Source organism: Stenotrophomonas maltophilia group sp. Smal13, assembly GCF_030236855.1.
Classification (GTDB): domain Bacteria; phylum Pseudomonadota; class Gammaproteobacteria; order Xanthomonadales; family Xanthomonadaceae; genus Stenotrophomonas; species Stenotrophomonas maltophilia_A.
Window position 1 is genome coordinate 35,640 of the sequence record NZ_JASJSQ010000023.1, and the last position, 22,620, is coordinate 58,259.

A 22,620-nucleotide genomic window follows, 5' to 3' on the forward strand; every position below is an offset into this window, starting at 1 on the left:
TGAAGTGCGGATCACTGTAGCCGCCGGTCCCGGCAGCGCCAAGCCAGTGCCGCGCGAACCGTGACCATGGGTATACCGCAGCCACCGCGAACGCGCCGGCAAGGTCTCACCCCGCGCCGGGCTGAGGCGAATGCGTCACACCCTGCCGTACTAGATCCAGCGCTGGTCGACCAGTTCGCGCTTCACGTAGGCGTAGAACACCGGCGCCGCCACCAGGCCGGGCAGGCCGAACGCCGCTTCCATCACCAGCATCGCCAACAGCAGCTCCCAGGCGCGGGCCTGGATTTCGCCGCCAACGATGCGCGCATTGAGGAAGTACTCCAGCTTGTGGATCACGATCAGGTAAAGCAGCGCCGCCACGGCCACGTAGAACGAGACCGACAGCGCGACGATGGTGATGATGGTGTTGGAAATGATGTTGCCCACCACCGGCAGCAGGCCGGCGATGAAGGTGATCAGTACCAGGGTCTTGGACAGTGGCAGGTGCACGCCGAACAACGGCAGCACGCCCAGCAGGAAGATGGCGGTGAACACGGTGTTGAGCAGCGAGATCTTCACCTGCGCGAACACCACCTGGCGGAACGCAGTGGCCAGGCGGCTGGTGCGGCCGATCAGCTCCTGCGCCAGCGGGCCCATCTTCGGCAGCGGCAGTTCGTCATACAGCGCGATCATCGCGCCCAGCACCATACCGATCAGTACGCGTACGCCCACCTGCACCACCGAGGTACCGGCCACGCCCAGCTGGCGCTGATGCTCGGCGGCCCAGTCGTTCAGTGCCGTGCGCAGCGCCGGCATGTCCTCGGGGATGTACGGCTGCAGCAGCGCCGGCACCTGGTGCCGCGACGAATTGAGGATCTCCATCAGCCGCGCCAGCAATGCGTCCGGTCCACCGGTCTCGTTGCGGAAAAATGACGCCACGCCGATCCCGGCCAGCACCAGCGCGCTGATGATCACCGCTGACAGCACGATCACCGCGATCGCCCGCGCCCGGCCTGGCGGCAGCTTGCCCTCCACGGTGGAGGCCAGCAGGTGGGTCAGCTGGAACACCAGCAGGCCCGACAGCAGGGTCACCACCAGGCCCAGCTTCAACGCCAGCCACATGCCCAGCAGCATCATCAGCCAGGCCGCGATCCTCGGGACGGGGGGCTTGGGCTGGGCAACGAGGGCGTCTTGCATGGGCGGCACGTCCGGGCAGGGTGGCCCATGGTAGAGGATTGGCGGCGATGATTCCGGGTGCAGGATGAACAGGCAATACACGCGGATTCCGCCGCCCCTTCTCCGTCCATCGGCACGTCCGCAATCACGCCCGGATCACACCCGGTCCAGTGCCAGATACCGCGCCGTGCGCACGATCGTCTCACGCTCGCCGAAGCTGGCCAGCTCGCCGGCAACACGCCCGCTGTCGCCAGTCGCTGCGATCTCCTGCAGGGTGCGCTGCATGGCCCGGATCGCAGCGCGCTGCAGGTCAGAGGGAATGATCACCAGCCGGTAATCGAGTTCGGCCAGCCGCGCCACCGGCACCAGCGGCGTCTTGCCGCTGTGGAACATGTTGATCAGCTTCGGCCCGGGAACCTGCTGCGAAATCACCTCGATCTGCTCCAGCGTTTCCGGTGCCTCGACGAAGATCATGTCCGCGCCCGCGTCCACATAGGCCTGCGCCCGTTCGATCGCCGCATCCAGGCCTTCGCAGGCGATGGCATCGGTACGCGCGATGATCATCAACTCCGGGTCGATCCGCGACTGGCAGGCGACACGGATCTTCGTGCACATCTCGCCCGCGTCGACCAGCGTCTTGTCATCCAGGTGTCCGCAGCGCTTGGGGAAGGCCTGGTCCTCGATATGCAGGGCGGCAACCCCTGCCCTTTCGAACGCGCGCACCGTGCGTTCAACATTCGCGGTGCCGCCGAAGCCGGTGTCAGCGTCGGCGATCACCGGCAGATCGCAGGCATCGACGATCCGTTCAACCTGCGCAAGCACTTCGCTGAGGCCGAGCAGGCCGATGTCCGGCACGCCGGCCGAACGTGCGATGGCGCCGCCGCTGGCATAGACCGCATCGAAGCCGGCCAGCTCCACCAGGCGTGCCGACAATCCATCGAATGCACCTGGCGCAATCACGCTGCCCTGGCGGAGCAGATCGCGCAACTGACGTGTCTTTTTCATGTGGTCTCCCTTGTCGTTGGACATCTGCCGTGGGATACCGATGATGTTGCCGCCAGCGGCGACCGTCCAATACCGTGTTCGTACAGCACCAGAACGTTTGAGGTTCCAATGGAACTGCGGCACCTGCGCTACTTCGTCATGACTGCCCAGCTGCAGAGCTTCACCAAGGCCGCCGAGGCCCTGCATATCGCCCAGCCGCCGCTCGGGCAGCAGATCCGCGCCTTGGAGGAAGAGATCGGCACACCGCTGTTCCACCGGCAGGGACGCGGCATCGTGCTCAGCGATGCTGGCCAGGTATTCTGGAAAGCTGCGGAGGACATCCTCGCGCGCGTCGACCAGGCCAAGGAGGAGGCGTTGCGCGCCGCACGCGGCGAGGTCGGTACGTTGACATTGGGGCTGACCGAATCGGCGACCTACAACGAGGCGGTCACCGCGCTGATGCGCAGCTTCCAGCGGGCACATCCGGCGGTGCAGGTGCAGCTGGTCGAAGATGGCAGTGAATCGCTGGTCCGGCGCCTCGATGATGGCGAGCTCGATGCAGTGATCGTGCGCCCGCCGTTTTCCAATACCGGTGAACGGATGACACAGCAACTCAGTGCCGAGCCACTGGTGGCAGTACTGCCGGCCGATCACCCGTTGGCGTGCCGGACAAGCATCGCGCTGGCCGAGCTGCGCGACGAGCGCTTCATCCTGTTCTCGCGGAAATCGGGTCAGGGCCTGAGTGCAGACGTCGTCGCTGCCTGCCGCAGCCAGGGCCTCGCGCCTACCATCCAGCAGGAAGCGCCGCAGGTGGCTTCAGCGATCAACCTTGCGGCTGCCGGCCTGGGTATCGCCATCGTGCCGGCCTCGATGCAGAGCATGCACCGCAGCGGCCTGGCTTTTGTTGCGCTGGAACTGGGCATGCCGACCACTACGCTGCAGTTGGCGGTGCACTGCAAGCCTCCGGCAACGGCCGCCCAGCTGCTGGCCTGCGCCAGAGACCTGGCAACACCTCATTCGCCATAGCTGGCGTTGTTCTTGCCCTGGCGCTTGGCGTGGTACAGCGCGCGGTCGGCCAGTGCCAGCCAGTCCTCTACGCTGCCACCGCGCGGCGTCGCCGCGATTCCGATGCTGACGCTGAACTCGATGCCCGGGGTTGCCTGCCGTGCTGCCTCCAGAAGTTGCAGCCGAACCCGCTCTGCCACATGCATCGCATCGACGGGCGCACAGTCCTGCAGCAGCACGACGAACTCGTCGCCTCCCAGCCGCGCAGGGGTATCGCCAGGCCGGGCGAAGGCGCGCAAGGTGGAGGCGATATGGCGCAGCACTTCGTCCCCGGCGCGATGACCGTGCGAGTCATTGATGCGCTTGAAGTCATCCACATCAAGCATCAGCAGGCAGGCAAAACCACCCTGCCCCTGCGCCTTGTCCAGTGCCTGCTGCGCACGGACGATCAGGAAGCCGCGGTTGGCCAGCTCCACCAGCGGGTCCATGCGGCTCAGCCGCTTCAACTGGCGGTTCTGCGATTTCACCCGCCGCGCCAGCTGCCAGCTGAGGATGCTGAGGCCGATGCCGTAGACGAACAGGAACGGCACGCTGAGCACGATCGTGCGCTGCGATGACACCGGCTGGTAAGGAAACCCGAGGCCCCACCAGGTGAGCGCGAACCCCACCACCAGTGCCAGTGTGGCCCGTACCGCCAGCTTCACCCCACCGGCGGCGATCTTGTCGGCGACCAGCAGCGCGGCGAACAACGCACTGGGTATCACGCTGAGCCCCATGAAGGCGATCCAGCCACCGCCAAAGAAGGAATCAACCACCATGCAACGGAACTGGACCACCGCAGGCTGCCGTGAGCGCTGGGTCAGCACCAGCGCGAGCGCCGGCCAGGCCAGCGCGTTGAGCAGCAGCAACACCCAGGCCCACGGGCCGTCCTGACGTTCAAGAATGATCGAGGCGATGGGAATCGCGCCCAGCCCATTGCCCACGAAGCGCATCCAGCCGATGCGACGTGCCGCGCCGATGCCTTCGACCGCGACTTCCGTCGAGTCCGTCAAGAACGGCATTGCCGACCCCCTTGCGCGATCGCACGCCCTTGCCGGGCGGCCTGTGGTGAGTCTGACAGCTCTGCGTCAATTCGGGATCAAGGATTCACGGCGGTTACCCTGCCTCACCCACGCCTGGGTGGCGCCGTTGAACCCCGCAGCATCAGGCTGAAATCCAGCGTCTGCTGCAGCGGCACATCCATGTGCTCGATGATGGCAAGCAGCAGGTTGACCGCGCGCTCACCGATCTCCCGCATCGGTTGCCGGATGGTGGTCAACGGCGGCGTGAGGTAGCGGGAAGATGCCAGATCATCGAAGCCGACGATGGACAGGTCCTCCGGCACGCGGATGCCCAGATCGCGGCAGGCCGCCAGGGTGCCCAGCGCCATCTGATCGCTGAAACAGAAGATCGCCGTTGGCGCAGACATGCCGTCCAGCAGCGCCATGGCAGCCGCATGGCCGGATTCCACCGAAAAGTCACCCGGCACGATGTTCAGCTGGCGCAGGCGTCCACGCGCCTTGCTGGCCGCCCGCACCCCTTCCAGCCGTTGCTGGTGCAGCGGATTGTCCGGCGGTCCGCCGACCACGGCGATCCGCTCGTGTCCCAGCCCATACAGATGCTCCATCACCACGCGCGCGGCCGCGGCGTTATCGATATGGACGCTGGGAATGCCCAGTGCGGGGTCGAACTCGCAGCCGTTGATCACCGGCGCGGCGGCACCGCGCTGCTGGACGATCTCGCGCGCCGTGGGCGGCAGGCGGTGCCCCAGCACGATCATGCCGTCGGCCTCGTTGCGCCGAAGCATCTGCGCATAGCGCTCCTCGCGGTCGGGTTGATGCTGGGTATCGCCGAGCAGAACCGCATAGCCGACCGCCTGTGCGGCGTCCTCCGCCCCCTGCAGGATCTGCGCGAAGAACGGATTGGCGATGTCCGGGACGGTGACCAGGATCTTGCCGCTGCGCTGGGTCTTGAGCGTGCGGGCCACCGTGTTGGGCACATAACCGAGTGCGGCAGCGGCCTGCTCGATGCGCGCGCGCGTGGCCGGCAGCACTTTGTCCGGCCGGGAAAGCGCCCGCGACACCGTGCCTGCGGAGACGCCGACGTGCTTCGCGATGTCGTAGATGGTGGCCATGGCGTTAGTTCTCCTGTCTGCTGTGCAGTGCACAACAGGTCCTGCGTGAGCCCCTGCTAGGATAATGCAATCGATTGCATCGAGGGCGAATCACGTTGAAGACGCTCAAGGGTCCAGCGCTGTTCCTGGCGCAGTTCATCGGCGACACAGCTCCTTTTGATCGGCTGGACACGCTGGCCGGATGGGCCGCGGGTCTGGGCTATTCTGGCGTACAAGTCCCCACCGGCGCGCCCCACCTGTTCGATCTGGCCGAGGCCGCGCGCAGCCAGGCGTACTGCGACGACGTCGCCGGCATGCTGGCCGGTCATGGCGTGCAGATCACCGAGCTGTCCACCCATCTGCAGGGGCAGCTGGTCGCGGTGCATCCGGCCTACGACAGTCTGTTCGACGGATTCGCGCCGGCGGACAAGCGCGGCGATCCGGCTGCCCGCCAGGCTTGGGCAGTCGAGCAGCTTCTGCTGGCCGCCAAAGCCAGCCAGCGCCTGGGGCTGACCGCGCATGCCACGTTCTCCGGCGCATTGGCCTGGCCCTATTTCTATCCCTGGCCGCAGCGTCCACCGGGACTGGTGGAAGAAGCCTTCGCCGAACTCGGCCGCCGCTGGCGCCCGATCCTGGATGCGTTCGACGCCTGCGGCGTGGACCTGTGCTTCGAGATCCACCCGGGTGAGGACCTGCACGACGGCGCGACCTTTGAACGCTTCCTCGATGTGGTGGACCATCACCCCCGCGCCAAGATCCTGTACGACCCCAGCCACCTGCTGCTGCAGCAGATGGACTACCTGGGCTTCATTGACCGCTATCACGATCGCATCGGCATCTTCCACGTCAAGGACGCCGAGTATCACGCCAGCGCGAGCAGCGGCGTGTATGGCGGCTACCAGGACTGGATCGATCGTCCGGGCCGGTTCCGTTCGCCCGGTGACGGCCAGATCGACTTCAAGGCGATCTTCTCCAAGTTCGCCCAGTACGACTTCCCCGGATGGGCGGTACTGGAATGGGAGTGCTGCCTGAAGCACCCGGAGGACGGCGCACGCGAAGGTGCCGCCTTCATTCGCGACCACATCATCCGGGTGACCGAGCGCGCCTTCGATGACTTTGCCGACAGTGGCACGGACGCCGCATCACTGCACCACATGCTGGGAATCTGAGCCATTACCGCCCCGGGAGGGCAAGCCATGTCGCACGCAATGTCGCGCCTGGGCGCGATGATGTTTCTGCAGTTCTTCATCTGGGGAGCGTGGTTCGTGACCCTCGGGACGTACCTGGTGCAGGGCCCGCTGCAGGCCAGCGCCAGCCAGGTGGCCACCGCCTTCCTCAGCCAGTCGATCGGCGCGATCGTGGCGCCGTTCCTGGTCGGCCTGATCGCTGATCGCTACTTCGCCGCGCAGCGCATCCTCGCGGTGCTGCACCTGGCCGGCGCGGTACTGATGTGGCTGGCGTCCACCGCCACCAGCTTCAGTGTGTTCTCGGCCTGCGCGATGGGCTACATGCTGCTGTTCATGCCGACGCTGGCACTGGCCAACAGCGTAGCGATGCGGCACATGCAGTCGCCCGAGAAACAGTTCCCGCTGGTACGCGTGGCCGGCAGCATCGGCTGGATCGTAGCGGGCGTGCTGATCGGCTGGCTGGGCTGGGAACAGGCGCATCGTCTGGAGCTGACCTTCCAGATGGCGGCGGTGGCCTCGCTGGCGCTGGGCCTGTATGCCTTCACCCTGCCGCACACGCCGCCACTGGCACAGCAGCGCGATGCCGGGCTGGGGCAGATCCTCGGGCTGGATTCATTGCGGCTGCTGAAGTCGCGCGCCTACCTGGTGTTCTTCCTGGCCTCCATCGCCATCTGCATCCCGCTGTCGTTCTACTACAACTTCACCAATCCGTATCTCAACGACCTGGGCGTGCGCGGCGCCGCGGGCCTGCAGTCGCTGGGCCAGGTTTCCGAGGTGCTGCTGATGCTGGCCATGCCGTTCCTGTTCGTTCGCCTTGGCGTCAAGACGATGCTGGCGGTCGGCATGGCGGCCTGGGTGGTGCGCTACGTCCTGTTCGCCTTCGGCGATGCGGGCAGCGGCTTCCCGCTGCTGGTGATCGGCATCGTGCTGCACGGCATCTGCTACGACTTCTTCTTCGTCACCGGCCAGATCTACACCGATGCCCATGCCGGCCCCGCCGTGCGCAGCAGCGCGCAGGGCTTCATCACCCTGGCCACGTACGGCGTGGGCATGCTGATCGGCACCTTCCTGTCCGGCGCGGTGGTGGAGCACTTCACCACCGAGGCCGGCCCCGACTGGCAGCAGATATGGCTGTTCCCGGCCGCTGTCGCGCTGGTGGTGCTGATCGCCTTCCTGCTGCTGTTCCGCGACCGGCCCGCCGTGGCCGCCGCATCTTCCACACCCTGAGGATTCGAGCCGATGCCAACGCTTGGAATCGCCATCGTCGGCGCCGGCATGATCGGCGCCGTGCACCGCCGTGCGGCCTTGCTCGCCGGTGCCGAGGTACGCGGCGTTGCCGCTTCGTCAGCGCAGCGCGCGCGTGAGATGGCGCAGCTGTGGAATGTCCCGCGCGCCTATCGGGACATCGAGGAGGTGATCGCCGATCCGCAGGTGCAGGTCGTGCACGTCTGCACGCCCAACCATCTGCACCGCGCGATGGCGCAGGCCGCGCTGGAAGCCGGCAAGCACGTGATCTGCGAGAAACCGCTGGCGACCACGCTGGACGATGCGCAGGCGCTGGCGGCGTTGGCCGCCTCGACCGGCTTGGTTGCCACGGTCCCCTTCGTCTACCGCTACCACCCGGTGGTGCGCGAGGCGCGCGCACGCATAGCACAGGGTGATCTGGGGCCGCTGCACCTGATCCACGGCAGCTACCTGCAGGACTGGCTGCTGGACCCGGCCAGCAACAACTGGCGCGTGGACCCGGCGCTGGGTGGCGCATCGCGCGTATTCGCCGACATCGGCTCGCACTGGTGCGACCTGGTGGAATGGGTCAGCGGCGAACGCTTCGCCGAGGTCAGCGCGGCGTTCTCTACGGTCATCGCCGAGCGCGGCGCCGTCAGCGGGCAGAGCTTCAGCACGCCAACCGCGGCCAGCGCAATGCAGGCGGTAACGAGCGAGGACGTGGCTGCGGCGATGTTCAGGACCGGTGCCGGTACGCTGGCATCTCTGACGGTCAGCCAGGTCTCGGCCGGACGCCACAACCGCCTCTGGTTCGAGATCGACGGTGCCAAGGCCAGCGTGGCTTTCAACCAGGAAGACGCCGAGCGGCTGTGGATCGGCCTGCCCGACCAACGCGAGGAGATCTTCGTGCGCGGACCAGGCGCCGGCAGTGCCGATCAACGCCGCCTTTCCGTGCTGCCGGCCGGACACGCGCAGGGCTACGCCCAGTGCTTCGAAGCGTTTGTCGCCGACACCTATCGCGCCATCGAGGGCGAGCGGCCGCAGAGCCTGCCCACCTTCGAGGACGGCCTGCGCTCGGCGCGGATCGTCGATCGTGTCATTGCATCAGCCAGGTCGCGTGCCTGGACCACCATCGGTTGAAACCCGGGAGGATCTGTTGATGAAAGCCCTTGTCCATGGAACTGCAAGCCTCATTCTGCTGCTCGCTGCCCTGCCCGCTTTTGCAGTCGAAGCTGTCAGCACGCAGAAGCCGATCGCGGTACAGATGTACACCCTGCGCGATGCAGGCTCGCTCGAGCAGCAGCTGAAGATCGTCCACGACGCTGGCGTCCATGCGGTGGAAACGGTCGGCACGCAGAACACCAGCGCCGCCGAGCTCAAGCAGCTGCTGGACCGGTATTCGATCAAGGCAATTTCATCGCATGTGCCACTGGCCGAGCTGCGCAGCAACCTGGATGGGGTGGTGACCTTCAACCGGTCGATCGGCAACACGACGCTGGTGGTGCCGTACCTGGACAAGAAGGATCGTCCGAGCGATGCCGCCGGCTGGACCGCCCTGGGCCAGGAACTGGGCCGCATCGCAAAGCAGGTGCGCGGCAAGGGCATGCGCCTGGCCTACCACAACCACGACTTCGAACTGGTCGACTTCGACGGCAGGACCGGACTGGAGCTGCTGTTCGCCGCCGCCGGTCCAGACCTGCAGACCGAGCTGGACCTGGCCTGGGTCGCGCGTGCAGGCCTGGACCCGGCAGTGATGCTGGCAAAGTTCCGCGGCCACGTGTTCGCGGTACACGCCAAGGACAATGCACCGAAGGGCCAGGCCCAGGACGAAGGCGGATTCGCCGCGGTTGGCCAGGGCGTGCTGGACTGGAACGCGATCCTGCCTGCTGCGGCAGCCGCCGGCGTGCATTGGTACATCATCGAGCACGACCAGCCACGCGATCCGGCCAGGATCATCCAGACCGGTGCGGACTATCTGCGCGAACACCTGACCACCAACGTGCCTGCCCGTGCGCGGCGCTGACGCATCAAGGAGTCCCACATGAAAATGATCCTGGCAATGGCGGTGGCCCTGGGTGGCATGAGCGTTGCGACGGCCGCCTGGTGCAAGGACGATCCGGCTGCGGGTGCAAAGCTCTACACCGCGAACTGCGTGGCCTGCCACGGCGCCGATCGTGCGGGCATGCCGGGCGCGTTCCCGGCGCTCACCGACATCGGCAAGCGCATGGCACCCGCACAGATCAAGGAAAAGATCAGCAAGGGCGGCGGGCTGATGCCGCCCTTCTCCCAGCTGTCACAGCAGGAGATCGATGACATCGCCAGCTATCTGGCGAAGTAAGCGGCCGGCAACCACACCGGCCATGTGCCACTACAGCTCGCGCACCCAGATGTTGCGGTAGCTGACCCTGGCGTCATGTTCCTGCAGATAGAGCGGCGCGCACCCATGCGGCGCGTACGACGGTGCGCCAATGTACTCGGTCTTGCCCGCCAGCACGGTGTCATCCTGCACCAGCACGCCGTTGTGCAGCACCGTGATGCGCGCGGGCGACACAAGCCCACCGCCCTGCGAGAAGCGCGGCGCCTTCCAGAGGATGTCGTAGGCCTGCCACTCACCCGGTGCGCGCGAGGCGTTCACCAACGGCATGGCCTGCTTGTAGATCGAGCCCGCCTGGCCATTGGCATAGGTCGGGTTGTTGTAGCTGTCGAGCACCTGCAGCTCATACAGCTCCTGCAGGAAGATGCCGCTGTTGCCGCGGTTCTGTCCGTCGAAGCCCTTCGTGTCGGTAGGCGTGCGCCACTCGACATGCAGCTGGACGTCGCAGAAGCGTTGCCTGGTGCGAATGCCCTTGCTGCCGGGCACGACGGTCATGGCGCCATCGGCAACCTTCCAGGGCACGCCTCCGCCCTGCTCCGACTCCCACGCGGAGACATCCTTGCCATCGAACAGCACGATTGCGTCGGACGGGGCCCTGCCTGGCGGCGTGGCAACGGTCGCAGGCACCGGCGTCCACACCTCGGTCTTCTTCGGATCGCGCGCGGCGTCGGCACCGTTCTGCGCGAACACGGGTGCGGCGGCCAGCACGGTGGCCGCGATCAGCAGCGGCTTGATCATCCTGTTGCACTCCATCAGCTGGTCCCCCATGCGGGCGTGCCGGGAACATAAGCAAGATCGCCGTCGTAGCGCCCCGGCACGGCGACGTACTGCAGCACCCCGGTGGCGCCGACCTTGGAGGTGAAGAAGCCGAAGATGGCCAGCTGCTTGAGCATCGTGAAGTAATGCGGCATCGCCTCGCCCTCTTCAGGCGTACCGGTTTCGGTCACATCGGCATGACGTGCCTTGGCTTCTGCATCGAGCGTGCGCAGCAATTCGGTGCGGGCTTCCGGTGTGAGCGACACGAAGCGGCCACCGGCACGTTTGTCGATATCGGTCAGCCCTGCGCGGAACGTCACCTGCTGCCGGGCGGTGTAGCAGTCAGTGACGAAGGTCGCCATGAACAGACCGGCGCCGGCATCCTTCGCCCCTGGTGTCCGGGTCCGAGGCAGGATGGTCTCGGCGATCTCGTCCAGCGTAGCGACGTCGGTATCGGAGAAATGAATCTTGGTGGCGCCCGCCGGTGCCTGACCCTGCACAAGGGCAGGCAACCCAACCATGGCCGCACCGGTGGCGGCGACGATCATCTTCAACAGCTCGCGGCGATCCATCACAGGTTCCCCGCTTTCAGTTCGCGTACCGCGTGGTCGGCCGCGCGCGCAGTCAGCGCCATGTAGGTCAGCGAAGGATTCACGCAGGCGCTGGAGGTCATGCAGGCACCGTCGGTCACATAGACATTGGGCGCATCCCAGACCTGGTTGTGCTGGTTCAGCACCGAGCTCTTCCGATCACGCCCCATGCGCGCGGTCCCCATTTCGTGGATGCCCTTGCCCGGGGCGTAATCGTTGTCGTGCATCTTCACGTCCTTGACGCCGGCCGCCTCCAGCATCTCGGCGGCATCGGCGGCCATGTCCTTTCGCATCGCCAGTTCGTTGGCACGCATGGCAACGTCCATCGCCAGCACTGGCAGCCCCCACTTGTCCTTGCGGTCGCGGTCCAGGCGGATCGTGTTGTCGTGGTGCGGTAGCATCTCGCCGAACCCGGTCATGCCGATGCGCCAGTCACCGGGCACGGTCAGCGCCTCCTTCAGATCGGCACCGATGTTGAGCTCGGCGATCTCGCGCGACCACCCCGTGCGGCTGGCGCCGCCCTGGTAGCCGAACCCGCGCAGGTAACCGCGCTTGTCGGCCGCGACGTTGCGGAAACGCGGAATGTAGAAGCCGCAGGGGCGACGCCCGAAGTAGTACTTGTCTTCGTACCCCTCGACGCGGCCGGAGGCACCCGCACCGAAATGATGGTCCATCACGTTGTGCCCGAGCTCGCCCGACGATGAGCCCAGCCCGCCGTCCCAGACGTCGGTAGCCGAGTTCATCAGCAGCCACGTCGAGTTGAACGACGACGCGTTGAGGAAGATGATCTTGGCCGTGTACTGGTAGGTCTGCCCAGTCTCCGCGTCGATGATCTCCACCCCGCGCGCACGCTTGCGGTCCTTGTCGTAGAGCACTTCCTTGACGATCGAGAACGGCCGCAAGGTCAGGTTGCCGGTCTTCATCGCCGCTGGCAGCGTCGCCGCCTGGGTCGAGAAGTAGGCACCGAAGGGGCAGCCCAGGATGCACTTGTTGCGGTACTGGCAGTTGACGCGCCCCTGCTCGGGCATGGGCTTGGTGATGTTGGCGGTGCGCGAGTGGATCATATGGCGCGTTCCGCCAAAGGCCTTCTTGATCCGTGCAGCTACGTCCTTCTCGACGATATTCAACGGGATCGGCGGCAGGAACTCACCATCCGGCAACACGTCCAGCCCTTCGCGGGTGCCAGCGATGCCGGCGAACTTCTCCACATGGTCGTACCAGGGCGCGATGTCGGCATAGCGGATGGGCCAATCGGCTGCGATGCCGTCCTTGAGATTCGCCTCGAAGTCCAGGTCGGAGAAGCGATAGCTCTGCCGGCCCCACAACAATGAGCGGCCGCCGACGTGATAGCCGCGGAACCAATCGAAGCGTTTGGTCTCGATGTAGGGTGAGTCCTGTTCGTTGGCCCACATTCCTTCCAGATTTTCGGCGAGGCCGTAGTCGCGCATCAGCACCGGGAACTTGGCCTTCATCGCCTGCGTCGGACGGTTTCTGTGCGGGAAATCCCACGCCTCCTTCATCGCGTTGACGTAGTCCTTGACGTGCTCGATGTTGCGGCCCCGCTCCAGCATCAGGACCTTCAAGCCCTTTTCGGTCAGCTCCTTCGCCGCCCAACCGCCACTGATTCCCGAGCCAACAACAATGGCGTCGTAGTGATTATCTGCCATGGGTTTCTCACCTGGGTGGATATCGTTTCAGACGTCGCAGAGGCGGATCGCCTCGCGCAATGAGCCAACGGGATCGGGCGCTGCAGGCGTGAACTCCTGCGCCAGATACCCCTTGAAACCGGTGTCGCGGATCGCGCGGCAGATGGCCGGATAGTGGAGCTCCTGCTGGTCTCCGATCTCGTTCCGGCCGGGCACGCCTGCGGTGTGGTAATGCTTGAAGCAGGCGTGATGCTTGCCGATGGTGGCGATGATGTCGCCCTCCATGATCTGCATGTGGTAGATGTCGTAGAGCAGGCCGAAGTTGTCCGAGCCGAGCCGCTGGCACAGCTCCACACCCCATGCGGAGTGGTCGCACAGGTAGTCACGATGATCGACCTTGGAATTCAGCAGTTCCATCACCAGCACCACCCCGCGCCTCTCGGCGTGCCCGAGGATGCGCTTGAGGCCGGCTTCGGCATTGGCCATGCCTTCGGCGGGGTCCATGCCGTTGCGATTACCGGAGAAGCAGATCAGGTTGCGATAGCCGGCATCGGCGACCAGATCGATGTGCCGCGTGTAGCGCTCCACCAGCTGGTCATGGAACTGGCGGCCGGCAAAGCCCTTGGTCAGGCCCAGCTCCGCGCCGTTGCACATCGAGCTGTACACGCCATTCGCCTTCAGCGTGGACCAGTCTTCCGGGCCGACCAGGTCGATCGCGGCAAAGCCGATGTCCTTCACCGTCGCGCAAAGCTGGGCGACGGACAGCTGCGGGAAGGTCCAGCGGGCGACGGAATGCTTCAGGTTGCCCTTGAGCGGCGCCATGGCGGCGAATGCGGGCAGCGTACCCGCAGTACCCAGAGCTACGCCTCCAGCAACCGCCATGCGCAACGCATCGCGCCGCGTGAGGCCCGTCGCCGGGGCCGGTCTGATCGAATGGATGGACATCCACCTGCCGGCCTCCCAACCGGTATCAAACGCAACGATTCACAGCAATGCAATCGATTGCACCATAGGGGAGGAAATTGTCTGTTTGCAAGTCGCGGTGCACGAAAACCGATGCTGCGGGGCACAACTCCGAAGGGATTCCGGATAAAGAAAAGCCCCGCATGAGCGGGGCTTTCTTTTCTGCTGCGAACGAGCGTTCGATCAGAACGGAATATCGTCGTCAGCGAAGTCATCCATCGGCGGCGCCTGCTGCGGCTGCGGACGCTGGTTGCCACCCTGGTTGCCGTAACCGCCGCCCTGATTGCCGCCCTGGTTGCCATAGCCACCGCCCTGGCCGCCGCGCTGGCCACCGCCACCGCCGCCGTACTCCTGGCGCGGCGCCTGCTGGCGCTGCGGACGGTCGCCGCCGTAGTTGCCACCGCCGCCGCCACCGCCGCCGTCACCACGGCCGCCCAGCATCTGCATTTCATCGGCAACGATGTCGGTGGAGTACTTCTCCACGCCGTCCTGGCCGGTGTACTTGTCGTAGCGCAGGCTGCCTTCGACGTAGACCGAGCTGCCCTTGCGCAGGTACTCGCCGGCGATCTCGCCGAGCTTGCCGAAGAACACCACGCGGTGCCATTCGGTACGTTCCTGCTGGTTGCCATCCTTGTCCTTGCGGACGCTGGTGGTGGCCAGGCTGATGCGGGTGATCGCCATGCCGCTCTGGGTGTACTTCACGTCCGGGTCGTTGCCGAGGTTGCCGACCAGGATGACTTTGTTGATGCCGCGCGCCATAGATGGATTCTTCCGTTGTCCGGGGCTGGACCAGTGATAGCACACCCGACGGGGTGCCGATACGCTGGACCTCCCACGGTTGCGAATGGGGGATATCGGAACGAGGCATCTTACCATTCCCTTCGCCCCCGGCCCGTCGGGAATCCGGCCGATCCGGGTCGGAACCGGCCTCAACGAAGCAGGGGACGATCCAGCAGCAGGCCGGTGACCCGCGTAACCTCCCCCACCGCCACCACCTTGGGCCCTTCATGGCAGTGGAAGCGCACGCCCGGCTGGATACGCTCCCGGTGCAACCCCGCCCTCAGCACCTCATTTACCACGGTCAGGCCCGCCAGAAGGGGCTCGCCCACCGGCAGCGGCAGCTCGGTCGCCCAGCTGTCGCCCTCAGCGTGCCGGAAGTCGGGCCAGATCATGAACAGCTCGGGTGTCCCGGCGTCATCGGCGTAGGCGAAGTCCCAGCGGATACCGTTCCGGGCCGGGCTGCGTCGCCCGCCCTCCTCCGGCGCGAGGATACGGATCCGCGCCTCGAAATCATCCGGAACATCCGGGTACAGGCGAAAAGACACCGCTTGGCTCCATCAGGCTGTGGCACTGACCGTCGCACACCCGCGACCTTGACCACAAGCGGCGTCGGCCAGGACGGCCGGCAGCCACCGCATGGCATCATGCTCAGGCATCTTCCGCCTGCCCGCTTCCGCGTTCCCATGACGATCAAAGGCAAAGCCACCTCCCTGGACATCGCCCACCTGGCCGGGGTCTCCCAGCCGACCGTGTCGCGGGCGCTGCGAGGCAGCCCGATGGTCAATGCCGAGACCCGCGAGCGCATCCTGCGCATCGCCCGCGAACTGAACTACAAGGTCGACAAGAACGCCTCCAGCCTGCGCCTGCGCAACGCCGGCACGCTGGCCCTGCTGTTCTTCGAGGACCCGACCAACGACGACTCGCTGATCAACCCGTTCTTCCACTCGATGCTGGGCTCGATCACCCGTGCCTGCGCCCTGCATGGGCAGGACCTGCTGGTCTCGTTCCAGCAGCTGTCCACCGACTGGCAGGCCGATTACGAGGACAGCAACAAGGCCGACGGCATCATCCTGCTCGGCTACGGCGACTACCACGAATCGCGCGACCGCCTGCAGCGGCTGGTCGAACAGGGCACGCACTTCGTGCGCTGGGGCGCCGCCCTGCCCGGCCAACCCGGCGTCTCGATCGGCAGCGACAACTTCCAGGGCGGGCACGACATCACCACCCACCTGCTGCAGCAGGGCTGCCGCCGCATCGCCTTCCTCGGCCATGCCTCCAGCCATTACCCCGAATTCCAGGAGCGCTACCGCGGCCATGTCGCGGCCCTGCAGGAACACGGCCTGGCTGCGGAGCCGGCGCTGCAGCACGATGCGATCACCACCGAGGCTTCCGGCCAGGAGGCCTGCCAAGTGCTGCTGGCGCGCGGTGAACCGATCGATGCGATCTGCGCCGCCAGCGACCTGATCGCCATCGGTGCGATGCGCGCGCTCCGCGAGGCTGGCCTGCGGGTGCCACAGGACGTGGCGGTGACCGGCTTCGACGACATCCCACTGGCGGCCTCGGTATCCCCGGCGCTGACCACCGTGCAGCAGGACACCAAGCAGGCCGGACAGCTGCTGGTGGAGCGCCTGCTGGCACTGATCGGCCGGCAGCCAGTGGAGAGCCAGAGCATCCCGGTGAAGCTGGTGGTGCGGGAATCTTCGCTGCGCGGGTAAGCGCTGCCAGGCCACCGCCCCACGCCCCAACGTGCGACGGCGGAATTCTCCCCCCATGACCAACGGCGGATGCGCACGGAGGCTGATGCGCGGATAACGCGCAGACATCGCCCATTGAAAGGTGTACGTCGCATGCTGAAGATCGATTCGCTGTCCAAGACGTACGCCAACGGCGTGCATGCCCTCAACAACGTCAACCTGGACATCCCGCGCGGCATGTTCGGCCTGCTCGGCCCGAACGGCGCCGGCAAATCGTCGCTGATGCGCACGCTGTCCACCCTGCAGGAGGCCGACAGCGGCACGGCCGTGCTCACCATCCCCGGCGAGACACCGATCGACGTGCTGCGCGACAAGGACGCGGTGCGCCGCCGGCTGGGCTACCTGCCGCAGGATTTCGGCGTGTACCCGAAAGTCAGCGCGCTGGACCTGCTGGAGCATTTCGCGGTGCTCAAGGGCCTGACCCAGCGCGCGCAGCGCCGCGAGGTGGTCGATGGACTGCTGCAGCAGGTGAACCTGTGGGACGCCCGCAAGCGCAAGCTCGGCACGTACTCCGGCGGCATGCGCCAGCGCTTCGGCATCGCCCAGGCGCTGCTGGGTGACCCGCGGCTGGTGATCGTCGACGAACCCACCGCCGGCCTCGACCCGGAGGAACGCAACCGCTTCCTCAACCTGCTGGCGGCGATCGGCGAAAACGTGGCGGTGATCCTGTCCACCCACATCGTCGAGGACGTGACCGATCTGTGCCCGACGATGGCGATCATGAACAAGGGCCAGGTGCTGCTGACCGGCCGTCCTGCCGAAGCCATCGACGCCCTGCAGCACCAGGTCTGGCGCAAGCAGGTTGATCCTTCGGAACTGGCCGACCACGAAGCGCGCTATGTGGTGCTGTCGACCCGCCTGGTCGGTGGCCGCCCGGTGATCCACGTGCACAGCGCCAACGACCCCGGTGACGGCTTTGCGGCCGTAGCTCCCGACCTCGAGGACGTGTACTTCCAGCGCCTGCGCCTGCAGGCCCGTGCCCGCGCGGCAGCCTGAGCGGAGCACGCCATGATCCTCAACTTCTTCCGCTTCGAGCTGCGCGAGCAGCTGCGTTCCCCGCTGCTGTGGCTGCTGGCCGGGCTGTTCGCCCTGCTCGCCTTCGCCGCCGCCTCCAGCGACGCCGTGCAGATCGGTGGCGGCACTGGCAACGTGCACAGCAACGCGCCCACCGTGATCGCGCAGATGCTGGGCATCTTCACCCTGCTTGGCATGCTGGTCACCGCATTGTTCGTCAGCAATGCGCTGTTGCGTGACTTCGAACTCGGCACCGCCGAACTGATCTTCGCCAGTCCGGTGAAGCGCCGCGATTACCTGGCCGGGCGCATCGCTGCCGCCCTGGCGGCCGGGCTGCTGGTCTACGTCCTGATCGCGTTCGGCCTGTGGCTGGCGCCGTTCATGCCGTGGGTCGATCCCGAGCGCATGGGCCCGATCAGCTGGCAGGGCTATGCGTGGACGTTCGCGGTCATCGTCATTCCGAACCTGCTGTTCACCACCGCGCTGCTGTCGCTGCTGGCGGCGCTGACGCGCTCGATCCTGTGGGTCTACATCGGCCTGGTGGCCTACCTGGTGCTGTACGGCGCCAGCGCGGCCCTGCTGCGCGACATCGACAACACGTGGATCGCGGTGCTGAGCGAACCGTTGGGCATGCGCGCACTGGGCCGCACGATCCGCTACTGGTCCACCGCCGAACGCAACAACGGGATTCCCGAGCTGGCCGGTTACCTGCTGGCCAATCGCGCCCTGTGGTTGGGCGTGGCTGCCGCGCTGTTCGCCGCCACCTTCGCGCTGTTCCGCACCGAACGCAGCGGCAGTGGCCGTCGGCGCTGGGGCCGCAGGCAGGCGCAACCGGTTGCCGATGCCGGCGCCGTCCGCCCCACCCGCGCAACGCTGCCGCGCGTGGTACCGGCGTTCACTACCACCACGGCGTGGCAGCAGTTCCTGCGCCAGGTCCGCTTCGATACACGTGGCGTCCTGCGCAGCGTGCCGTTCATCGTGCTGCTGGTGCTCGGCCTAGCCAACTTCCTGCCCAGCGCGCTGTTCCGGCAGACCCTGTACGGCACCTCGATCTGGCCGGTCACCTCGCAGATGATCATGGGCCTGCAGGGCGCCTTCAGCTGGCTGCTGGTGATCATCGTGCTGTTCTTCGCCGGTGAGCTGGTCTGGAAGGAACGCAGCGCGCGCATCAATGAAGTGACCGATGCCATACCGGTGCCGAACTGGGTGCCGCTGCTGGCCAAGTTCACCTCACTGCTGGCGGTGATCGTCTGCTTCCAGGCCGCCGGCGCGCTGGCGGCGATGGGTGTGCAGCTGGCCAAGGGCTACACGCATCTGGAGCCGCTGCTGTACCTGCGCAGCCTGGCCCTGGATTCGGTGGTCTACATCCTGATGGGCGGCCTGGCGCTGGTGCTGCAGGTGCTCACCAACAACAAGTTCGTCGGCTACGCACTGCTGATCGTGGTGATGATCGGCCAGGGTGTGCTCGGCCTGCTCGACTACACGCAGAACCTGTACAACTTCGGCAGCTGGCCCAACGCGCCCTATTCGGACATGAACGGCTACGGCCACTTCCTGACCGGGCAACTGGCGTTCCAGGGCTACTGGGCCCTGTTCCTGCTGACCTTGATGTGCCTGGCGTCAGCCTTCTGGGTACGAGGTGTCAGCCAGGGCCTGCGTCAGCGCCTGGCCCTGGCCGGCCGCCGCCTGCGCGGCCCGACCGGGGTCTTCGCCGGAGTCGCCGCATTGGCCTTCGTCGGCGTGGGTGGCTGGCTGTACTGGAGCACCAACATCCGCAACGAGTTCATCTCGCCCGACCAACAGCTGGACCTGCAGGCGCGCTACGAGCGTGAACTGTCGAAGTACCGCTCTCTGCCGCAGCCTCGCATCGTGGCGGTGGACAACCGCGTGGACCTGTTCCCCGAATCGCAGTCGATGGTGATCGATGCGAACTGGACGGTGCGCAACACGCATGCCGTGCCGATCCAGGACGTGCATGTCTCGATGGGCGACGACAAGCAGCTGGTCGCGGCTGACCTGGGTGGGCAGACCTTGTCGATGCACGACGCCGACCTTGGCTACCGCATCTACCGCCTGGCCGCGCCACTGCAACCGGGTGAAAGCCGCAACGTCCACTTCCGGGTGGTGCAGAAACCCAATGGCATCACCGCCGGCCAGGCGCCGAGCAACATCGTCGACAACGGCACGTTCTTCAACAGCCGCGTACTGCCGTCGTTCGGCTACAACGAAGGCGCCGAGATCAGCGACCGCAACGAGCGGCGCAAGCGCGGCCTGGGTGAGCCGCGGCGCATGCCCAAGCTGGAAGACGAAGCCGCGCGCGCCAACACCTACATTTCCAACGACGCCGACTGGCTCGATTTCCGCACCACGGTCTGCACCGCACCGGACCAGGTGGCGCTGGCGCCGGGCTATCTGCAGAAGGAGACCACGGTGAATGGCCGCCGCTGCTTCAGCTACGCCATGGACCGGCCGATGCTGAACTTCTACGCCTATCTGTCGGCACGCTGGGAGGTGCGCAAGGCGAAGTACAAGGACATCCCGATCGAGGTCTACTTCGACCCGGCGCACGGCTACAACGTGGACCGGATGATCGAAGCGGTGCAGAAGTCGCTGGCCTACTACGAAGCGAACTTCACGCCTTACCAGCACCGCCAGGTACGCATCATCGAGTTCCCGGGCTATGCGCGCTTCGCGCAGTCGTTCGCCAACACCATCCCCTACTCCGAGGCCATCGGCTTCATCGCCGACCTGCGCGATCCGGACAAGGTGGACTACGTGTTCTACGTGACCGCGCACGAGATCGCGCACCAGTGGTGGGCGCACCAGGTGATCGGTGCCAACGTGCAGGGCGCGACGGTGCTCTCCGAATCGTTGTCGCAGTACTCTGCGCTGATGGTGATGGAGCAGGAGTACGGCCGCCAGCACATGCGCCAGTTCCTCAAGCGCGAGCTGGATGGCTACCTGTCTGGACGCGGTGGCGAGGCCATCGAGGAGCAGCCGCTGGAGCGCGTGGAGAACCAGCAGTACATCCACTACCAGAAGGGTTCGCTGGTGTTCTACCGGCTGCGCGAGGAAATCGGCGAGCAGGCGCTGAACCACGCGTTGAAGCGCTTCCTGCAGGACAAGGGCTATCAGCAACCGCCGTACACCACCTCACGCGAACTGCTGGACTACATCCGGGCCGAGACCCCGGCCGACCGCCAGCAGCTGGTCACCGACCTGTTCGAGAAAATCAGCTTCTACGACAACCGGGTGATGGCCGCCAGCGCCCGCAAGCGTGATGACGGCCGCTACGAGGTGACCCTGGACCTGCACGCCGCCAAGCAGTACGCCGACGGCAAGGGCAAGGAGAGCGACGGCACGATGGATGACTGGGTCGAGATCGGCGTGTTCGCCAACGGGCCGTCGGGCAAGGAGCGCGACCAGAAGGTGCTGTACCTGCAGCGCCACCACATCACCAGCGCCGCGCCGAAGATCACGGTGACGGTGGACGAAAAGCCGGACGAAGCAGGCTTCGACCCGTACAACAAGCTGATCGACCGGGTGAGCGATGACAACCGGCGCAAGGTGACGATGTAAGGCAACGGGGCGCCGGCCTGTCCGCCGGCGCTCCACGCAACACCTGCGGGCTTGGCTCGGCCTTACTGTAGTGCCGAGCCATGCTCGGCATACTGCCCAGGGTGACCGAGAAGCTTCAGCGCACCGTCGCCTTCGGCCCCAGCAACGCCAGCAGCACGAAGACCACGATCGAGGCGACGGTGCCGAGCGCCGCCGGCAACCCGAATGCCCACGCCGAACGGCCCTGCTGGCGCGCCCACTGGGCCAGATGCCAGGCCGCGCCCAGATTGATCAGCCAGGCAATGACGAACACCGGCCACAGCACCATGCCCACCGCGCGCAGCAGGGGCATAGAGACCAGTGCGGCAACGATGGCCGCGATCAGGAAGATCAGTGCTGAGCGGGAGTGCCGGGCCGTTGCGGCGCTCATGCGGCCAACCTGCGCACCATCACCAGCACGCGGTGGCTGCGGTTGTCGGATTCCTGCAGCGGCTTCCAGCCCAACCGCGCATACAGGCCGCCATCCAACGATTCGGTCTGCAGGTACAGTTCGGAAACGCCCATCCGCACCGCCTGCGCCGCGGCCTGTTCGACCAGCGCGCCAGCCAGCCCACGCCCGCGATGACTATCGGCCACGAACACGCTGCCCAGCCAATGCTCGTACTGCGGGAAGGCCTGCATTTCCCGGCGCTTGAGCTGCACGGCACCGACCACCTGGTCGCCATCGAAGGCGGCGATCAGGTGCGGGAAACCCTCGGCGTCCTGAGGTGTGTTCAGCCGCTGCAGTTCCTGTTCCAGCGACAGGCCGGCGTCGCGGCCCCATTCGGCGTGGTACCACCGGGCCAACTGCTGCCGTTCCGGTGCATCGGCGGGTAATACCCTGAATTCCATGGCAATGCCTCGATGGGGAAGCGTTCTGTAGAGTCGAGCCATGCTCGACTGATCTGGCACTGTGCGAAAGGCAGTCGAGCATGGCTCGACTTTACAAATATTGCGCGGTGGCGGTTCAGCCCTGGGCGAAGTCCTTCAGGATCTCGCCCACGCCGCTCGGCGAAATCTCAAAGCCCAGCGAAGTGCCCGGATTGATCACCACGCCATAGCCACCCGGCACGCGGCGCAGCACGTCCAGCATCAGCCAGCGGATCTGGTGTTCGGCCTGCTGGCTGTAGATGCCCACCCGCGACGGGTCGGTGAACACGGCCACGTGCAGGGTGCCCTGCTTGTCAAACAGCAGCGGGTCGAAGCCGCTGCCGTCGGGAGTGACCAGGCTGCCGGTCAGCAGCACCACTTCGGAGGCGACGAAGGCCTCCATGAAGGCGCGGATCGGCACCGCCCCGTCCATCGCCGCCTTCAGCAGGGTTTCGATCGGGGTCTGCGGGGCGAGGTCGGTCATGGCGGTACGGCGGGGCGTGAGGGGTGCCTATTGTAGAGTCGAGATCCTATGTTCGTGGTCAAGCCTGCTGGAAGCAGGCTTGACC

Annotated in this window: 22 protein-coding genes; 9 read left to right on the forward strand and 13 right to left on the reverse strand. The window is 66.1% G+C overall.

Annotation, left to right across the window (positions count from 1 at the left end; translation table 11 throughout):
* Window positions 1-150 precede the first annotated feature (150 nt).
* A complete protein-coding gene (locus QRO95_RS10270; protein ID WP_012510371.1) occupies window positions 151-1,176 on the reverse strand; it encodes an AI-2E family transporter in 1,026 nt (341 codons plus the stop codon).
* A 135-nt stretch (window positions 1,177-1,311) separates the two neighbouring features.
* Entirely contained in the window at window positions 1,312-2,160 is an 849-nt protein-coding gene (locus tag QRO95_RS10275; protein WP_049398866.1) for an oxaloacetate decarboxylase, read from the reverse strand.
* Between the two features lie 108 nt (window positions 2,161-2,268).
* On the opposite strand from QRO95_RS10275, the gene QRO95_RS10280 reads away from it, so the two are divergent.
* Complete coding sequence (locus tag QRO95_RS10280) at window positions 2,269-3,165, forward strand: LysR family transcriptional regulator (RefSeq protein WP_285302475.1); 897 nt, start codon at window positions 2,269-2,271, stop codon at window positions 3,163-3,165.
* Here QRO95_RS10280 and QRO95_RS10285 read toward each other — a convergent pair.
* Both QRO95_RS10285 and QRO95_RS10290 read right to left on the reverse strand, forming a co-directional pair.
* Window positions 3,153-4,205 carry a sensor domain-containing diguanylate cyclase gene (locus tag QRO95_RS10285; RefSeq protein WP_285302476.1) on the reverse strand — a complete coding sequence of 351 codons (1,053 nt, stop codon included), beginning with the start codon at window positions 4,203-4,205 and terminating at the stop codon, window positions 3,153-3,155. The genes QRO95_RS10280 and QRO95_RS10285 overlap by 13 nt on opposite strands.
* Window positions 4,206-4,309: 104 nt before the next feature.
* On the reverse strand, window positions 4,310-5,317 hold the full coding sequence (locus tag QRO95_RS10290; RefSeq protein ID WP_049398862.1) for a LacI family DNA-binding transcriptional regulator: 1,008 nt from the start codon (window positions 5,315-5,317) through the stop codon (window positions 4,310-4,312).
* 95 nt (window positions 5,318-5,412) lie between these two features.
* Here QRO95_RS10290 and QRO95_RS10295 point away from each other — a divergent pair, with 95 nt between their 5' ends.
* The 5 genes from QRO95_RS10295 to QRO95_RS10315 are packed head-to-tail and all read left to right on the forward strand — an operon-like array spanning window position 5,413 to window position 10,045.
* Window positions 5,413-6,465, forward strand: a complete 1,053-nt coding sequence (locus QRO95_RS10295; protein ID WP_285302477.1) for a sugar phosphate isomerase/epimerase — start codon at window positions 5,413-5,415, stop codon at window positions 6,463-6,465.
* Between the two features lie 27 nt (window positions 6,466-6,492).
* On the forward strand, window positions 6,493-7,710 hold the full coding sequence (locus tag QRO95_RS10300; RefSeq protein ID WP_285302478.1) for a nucleoside permease: 1,218 nt from the start codon (window positions 6,493-6,495) through the stop codon (window positions 7,708-7,710).
* Window positions 7,711-7,722: 12 nt separating this feature from the next.
* Window positions 7,723-8,847: a Gfo/Idh/MocA family protein gene (locus QRO95_RS10305; protein ID WP_285302479.1), complete on the forward strand. Its 1,125-nt coding sequence runs from the start codon at window positions 7,723-7,725 to the stop codon at window positions 8,845-8,847.
* 19 nt (window positions 8,848-8,866) lie between these two features.
* The gene (locus tag QRO95_RS10310; protein ID WP_049398855.1) at window positions 8,867-9,730 is read left to right on the forward strand and encodes a sugar phosphate isomerase/epimerase; all 864 of its coding nucleotides are present in this window, start codon (window positions 8,867-8,869) and stop codon (window positions 9,728-9,730) included.
* 18 nt (window positions 9,731-9,748) lie between these two features.
* On the forward strand, window positions 9,749-10,045 hold the full coding sequence (locus tag QRO95_RS10315) for a cytochrome c (protein ID WP_049398853.1): 297 nt from the start codon (window positions 9,749-9,751) through the stop codon (window positions 10,043-10,045).
* A 30-nt stretch (window positions 10,046-10,075) separates the two neighbouring features.
* On the opposite strand, the gene QRO95_RS10320 is transcribed toward QRO95_RS10315, so the two are convergent.
* The 6 genes from QRO95_RS10320 to QRO95_RS10345 form a co-directional block, all read right to left on the reverse strand.
* Window positions 10,076-10,819 (reverse strand): DUF1080 domain-containing protein, encoded by a 744-nt coding sequence (locus QRO95_RS10320; RefSeq protein WP_285302480.1) that lies wholly within the window; start codon window positions 10,817-10,819, stop codon window positions 10,076-10,078.
* Window positions 10,820-10,833: 14 nt separating this feature from the next.
* Window positions 10,834-11,409: a gluconate 2-dehydrogenase subunit 3 family protein gene (locus QRO95_RS10325; protein ID WP_049398851.1), complete on the reverse strand. Its 576-nt coding sequence runs from the start codon at window positions 11,407-11,409 to the stop codon at window positions 10,834-10,836.
* Entirely contained in the window at window positions 11,409-13,094 is a 1,686-nt protein-coding gene (locus tag QRO95_RS10330) for a GMC oxidoreductase (protein ID WP_285302481.1), read from the reverse strand. Before QRO95_RS10330 ends, QRO95_RS10325 begins: the two co-directional genes overlap by 1 nt.
* Window positions 13,095-13,121: 27 nt before the next feature.
* Window positions 13,122-14,018: a hydroxypyruvate isomerase family protein gene (locus QRO95_RS10335; protein ID WP_164079594.1), complete on the reverse strand. Its 897-nt coding sequence runs from the start codon at window positions 14,016-14,018 to the stop codon at window positions 13,122-13,124.
* A 201-nt stretch (window positions 14,019-14,219) separates the two neighbouring features.
* The gene (locus QRO95_RS10340) at window positions 14,220-14,795 is read right to left on the reverse strand and encodes a single-stranded DNA-binding protein (protein WP_149908858.1); all 576 of its coding nucleotides are present in this window, start codon (window positions 14,793-14,795) and stop codon (window positions 14,220-14,222) included.
* 170 nt (window positions 14,796-14,965) lie between these two features.
* Window positions 14,966-15,361, reverse strand: a complete 396-nt coding sequence (locus tag QRO95_RS10345) for a hypothetical protein (protein ID WP_071227796.1) — start codon at window positions 15,359-15,361, stop codon at window positions 14,966-14,968.
* 138 nt (window positions 15,362-15,499) lie between these two features.
* Here QRO95_RS10345 and QRO95_RS10350 point away from each other — a divergent pair, with 138 nt between their 5' ends.
* From QRO95_RS10350 to QRO95_RS10360, 3 genes are all read left to right on the forward strand, one after another.
* Entirely contained in the window at window positions 15,500-16,531 is a 1,032-nt protein-coding gene (locus QRO95_RS10350; RefSeq protein WP_100437497.1) for a LacI family DNA-binding transcriptional regulator, read from the forward strand.
* Between the two features lie 132 nt (window positions 16,532-16,663).
* Complete coding sequence (locus tag QRO95_RS10355; RefSeq protein WP_134950937.1) at window positions 16,664-17,566, forward strand: ABC transporter ATP-binding protein; 903 nt, start codon at window positions 16,664-16,666, stop codon at window positions 17,564-17,566.
* Between the two features lie 12 nt (window positions 17,567-17,578).
* Entirely contained in the window at window positions 17,579-21,163 is a 3,585-nt protein-coding gene (locus QRO95_RS10360) for a M1 family aminopeptidase (RefSeq protein WP_285302482.1), read from the forward strand.
* Between the two features lie 115 nt (window positions 21,164-21,278).
* Here QRO95_RS10360 and QRO95_RS10365 read toward each other — a convergent pair whose 3' ends face one another.
* The 3 genes from QRO95_RS10365 to QRO95_RS10375 all read right to left on the reverse strand — a co-directional run bounded on the left by QRO95_RS10365 (window position 21,279) and on the right by QRO95_RS10375 (window position 22,535).
* Window positions 21,279-21,572: a hypothetical protein gene (locus QRO95_RS10365; protein ID WP_049398843.1), complete on the reverse strand. Its 294-nt coding sequence runs from the start codon at window positions 21,570-21,572 to the stop codon at window positions 21,279-21,281.
* A complete protein-coding gene (locus QRO95_RS10370) occupies window positions 21,569-22,033 on the reverse strand; it encodes a GNAT family N-acetyltransferase (RefSeq protein ID WP_285302483.1) in 465 nt (154 codons plus the stop codon). Before QRO95_RS10370 ends, QRO95_RS10365 begins: the two co-directional genes overlap by 4 nt.
* 115 nt (window positions 22,034-22,148) lie before the next feature.
* Window positions 22,149-22,535: an SseB family protein gene (locus tag QRO95_RS10375; RefSeq protein WP_049462191.1), complete on the reverse strand. Its 387-nt coding sequence runs from the start codon at window positions 22,533-22,535 to the stop codon at window positions 22,149-22,151.
* Window positions 22,536-22,620: the final 85 nt, after the last annotated feature.

Coding starts and splice junctions, on each gene's coding strand:
- QRO95_RS10305 (WP_285302479.1), top strand. CDS start 7,723: ATGCCAACGCTTGGAATCGCCATCGTCGGCGCCGGCATGATCGGCGCC.
- QRO95_RS10315 (WP_049398853.1), top strand. CDS start 9,749: ATGAAAATGATCCTGGCAATGGCGGTGGCCCTGGGTGGCATGAGCGTT.
- QRO95_RS10350 (WP_100437497.1), top strand. CDS start 15,500: ATGACGATCAAAGGCAAAGCCACCTCCCTGGACATCGCCCACCTGGCC.
- QRO95_RS10300 (WP_285302478.1), top strand. CDS start 6,493: ATGTCGCACGCAATGTCGCGCCTGGGCGCGATGATGTTTCTGCAGTTC.
- QRO95_RS10310 (WP_049398855.1), top strand. CDS start 8,867: ATGAAAGCCCTTGTCCATGGAACTGCAAGCCTCATTCTGCTGCTCGCT.
- QRO95_RS10335 (WP_164079594.1), bottom strand. CDS start 14,018: ATGTCCATCCATTCGATCAGACCGGCCCCGGCGACGGGCCTCACGCGG.
- QRO95_RS10330 (WP_285302481.1), bottom strand. CDS start 13,094: ATGGCAGATAATCACTACGACGCCATTGTTGTTGGCTCGGGAATCAGT.
- QRO95_RS10355 (WP_134950937.1), top strand. CDS start 16,664: ATGCTGAAGATCGATTCGCTGTCCAAGACGTACGCCAACGGCGTGCAT.
- QRO95_RS10320 (WP_285302480.1), bottom strand. CDS start 10,819: ATGATCAAGCCGCTGCTGATCGCGGCCACCGTGCTGGCCGCCGCACCC.
- QRO95_RS10280 (WP_285302475.1), top strand. CDS start 2,269: ATGGAACTGCGGCACCTGCGCTACTTCGTCATGACTGCCCAGCTGCAG.
- QRO95_RS10375 (WP_049462191.1), bottom strand. CDS start 22,535: ATGACCGACCTCGCCCCGCAGACCCCGATCGAAACCCTGCTGAAGGCG.
- QRO95_RS10370 (WP_285302483.1), bottom strand. CDS start 22,033: ATGGAATTCAGGGTATTACCCGCCGATGCACCGGAACGGCAGCAGTTG.
- QRO95_RS10365 (WP_049398843.1), bottom strand. CDS start 21,572: ATGAGCGCCGCAACGGCCCGGCACTCCCGCTCAGCACTGATCTTCCTG.
- QRO95_RS10275 (WP_049398866.1), bottom strand. CDS start 2,160: ATGAAAAAGACACGTCAGTTGCGCGATCTGCTCCGCCAGGGCAGCGTG.
- QRO95_RS10285 (WP_285302476.1), bottom strand. CDS start 4,205: ATGCCGTTCTTGACGGACTCGACGGAAGTCGCGGTCGAAGGCATCGGC.
- QRO95_RS10325 (WP_049398851.1), bottom strand. CDS start 11,409: ATGGATCGCCGCGAGCTGTTGAAGATGATCGTCGCCGCCACCGGTGCG.
- QRO95_RS10360 (WP_285302482.1), top strand. CDS start 17,579: ATGATCCTCAACTTCTTCCGCTTCGAGCTGCGCGAGCAGCTGCGTTCC.
- QRO95_RS10270 (WP_012510371.1), bottom strand. CDS start 1,176: ATGCAAGACGCCCTCGTTGCCCAGCCCAAGCCCCCCGTCCCGAGGATC.
- QRO95_RS10340 (WP_149908858.1), bottom strand. CDS start 14,795: ATGGCGCGCGGCATCAACAAAGTCATCCTGGTCGGCAACCTCGGCAAC.
- QRO95_RS10290 (WP_049398862.1), bottom strand. CDS start 5,317: ATGGCCACCATCTACGACATCGCGAAGCACGTCGGCGTCTCCGCAGGC.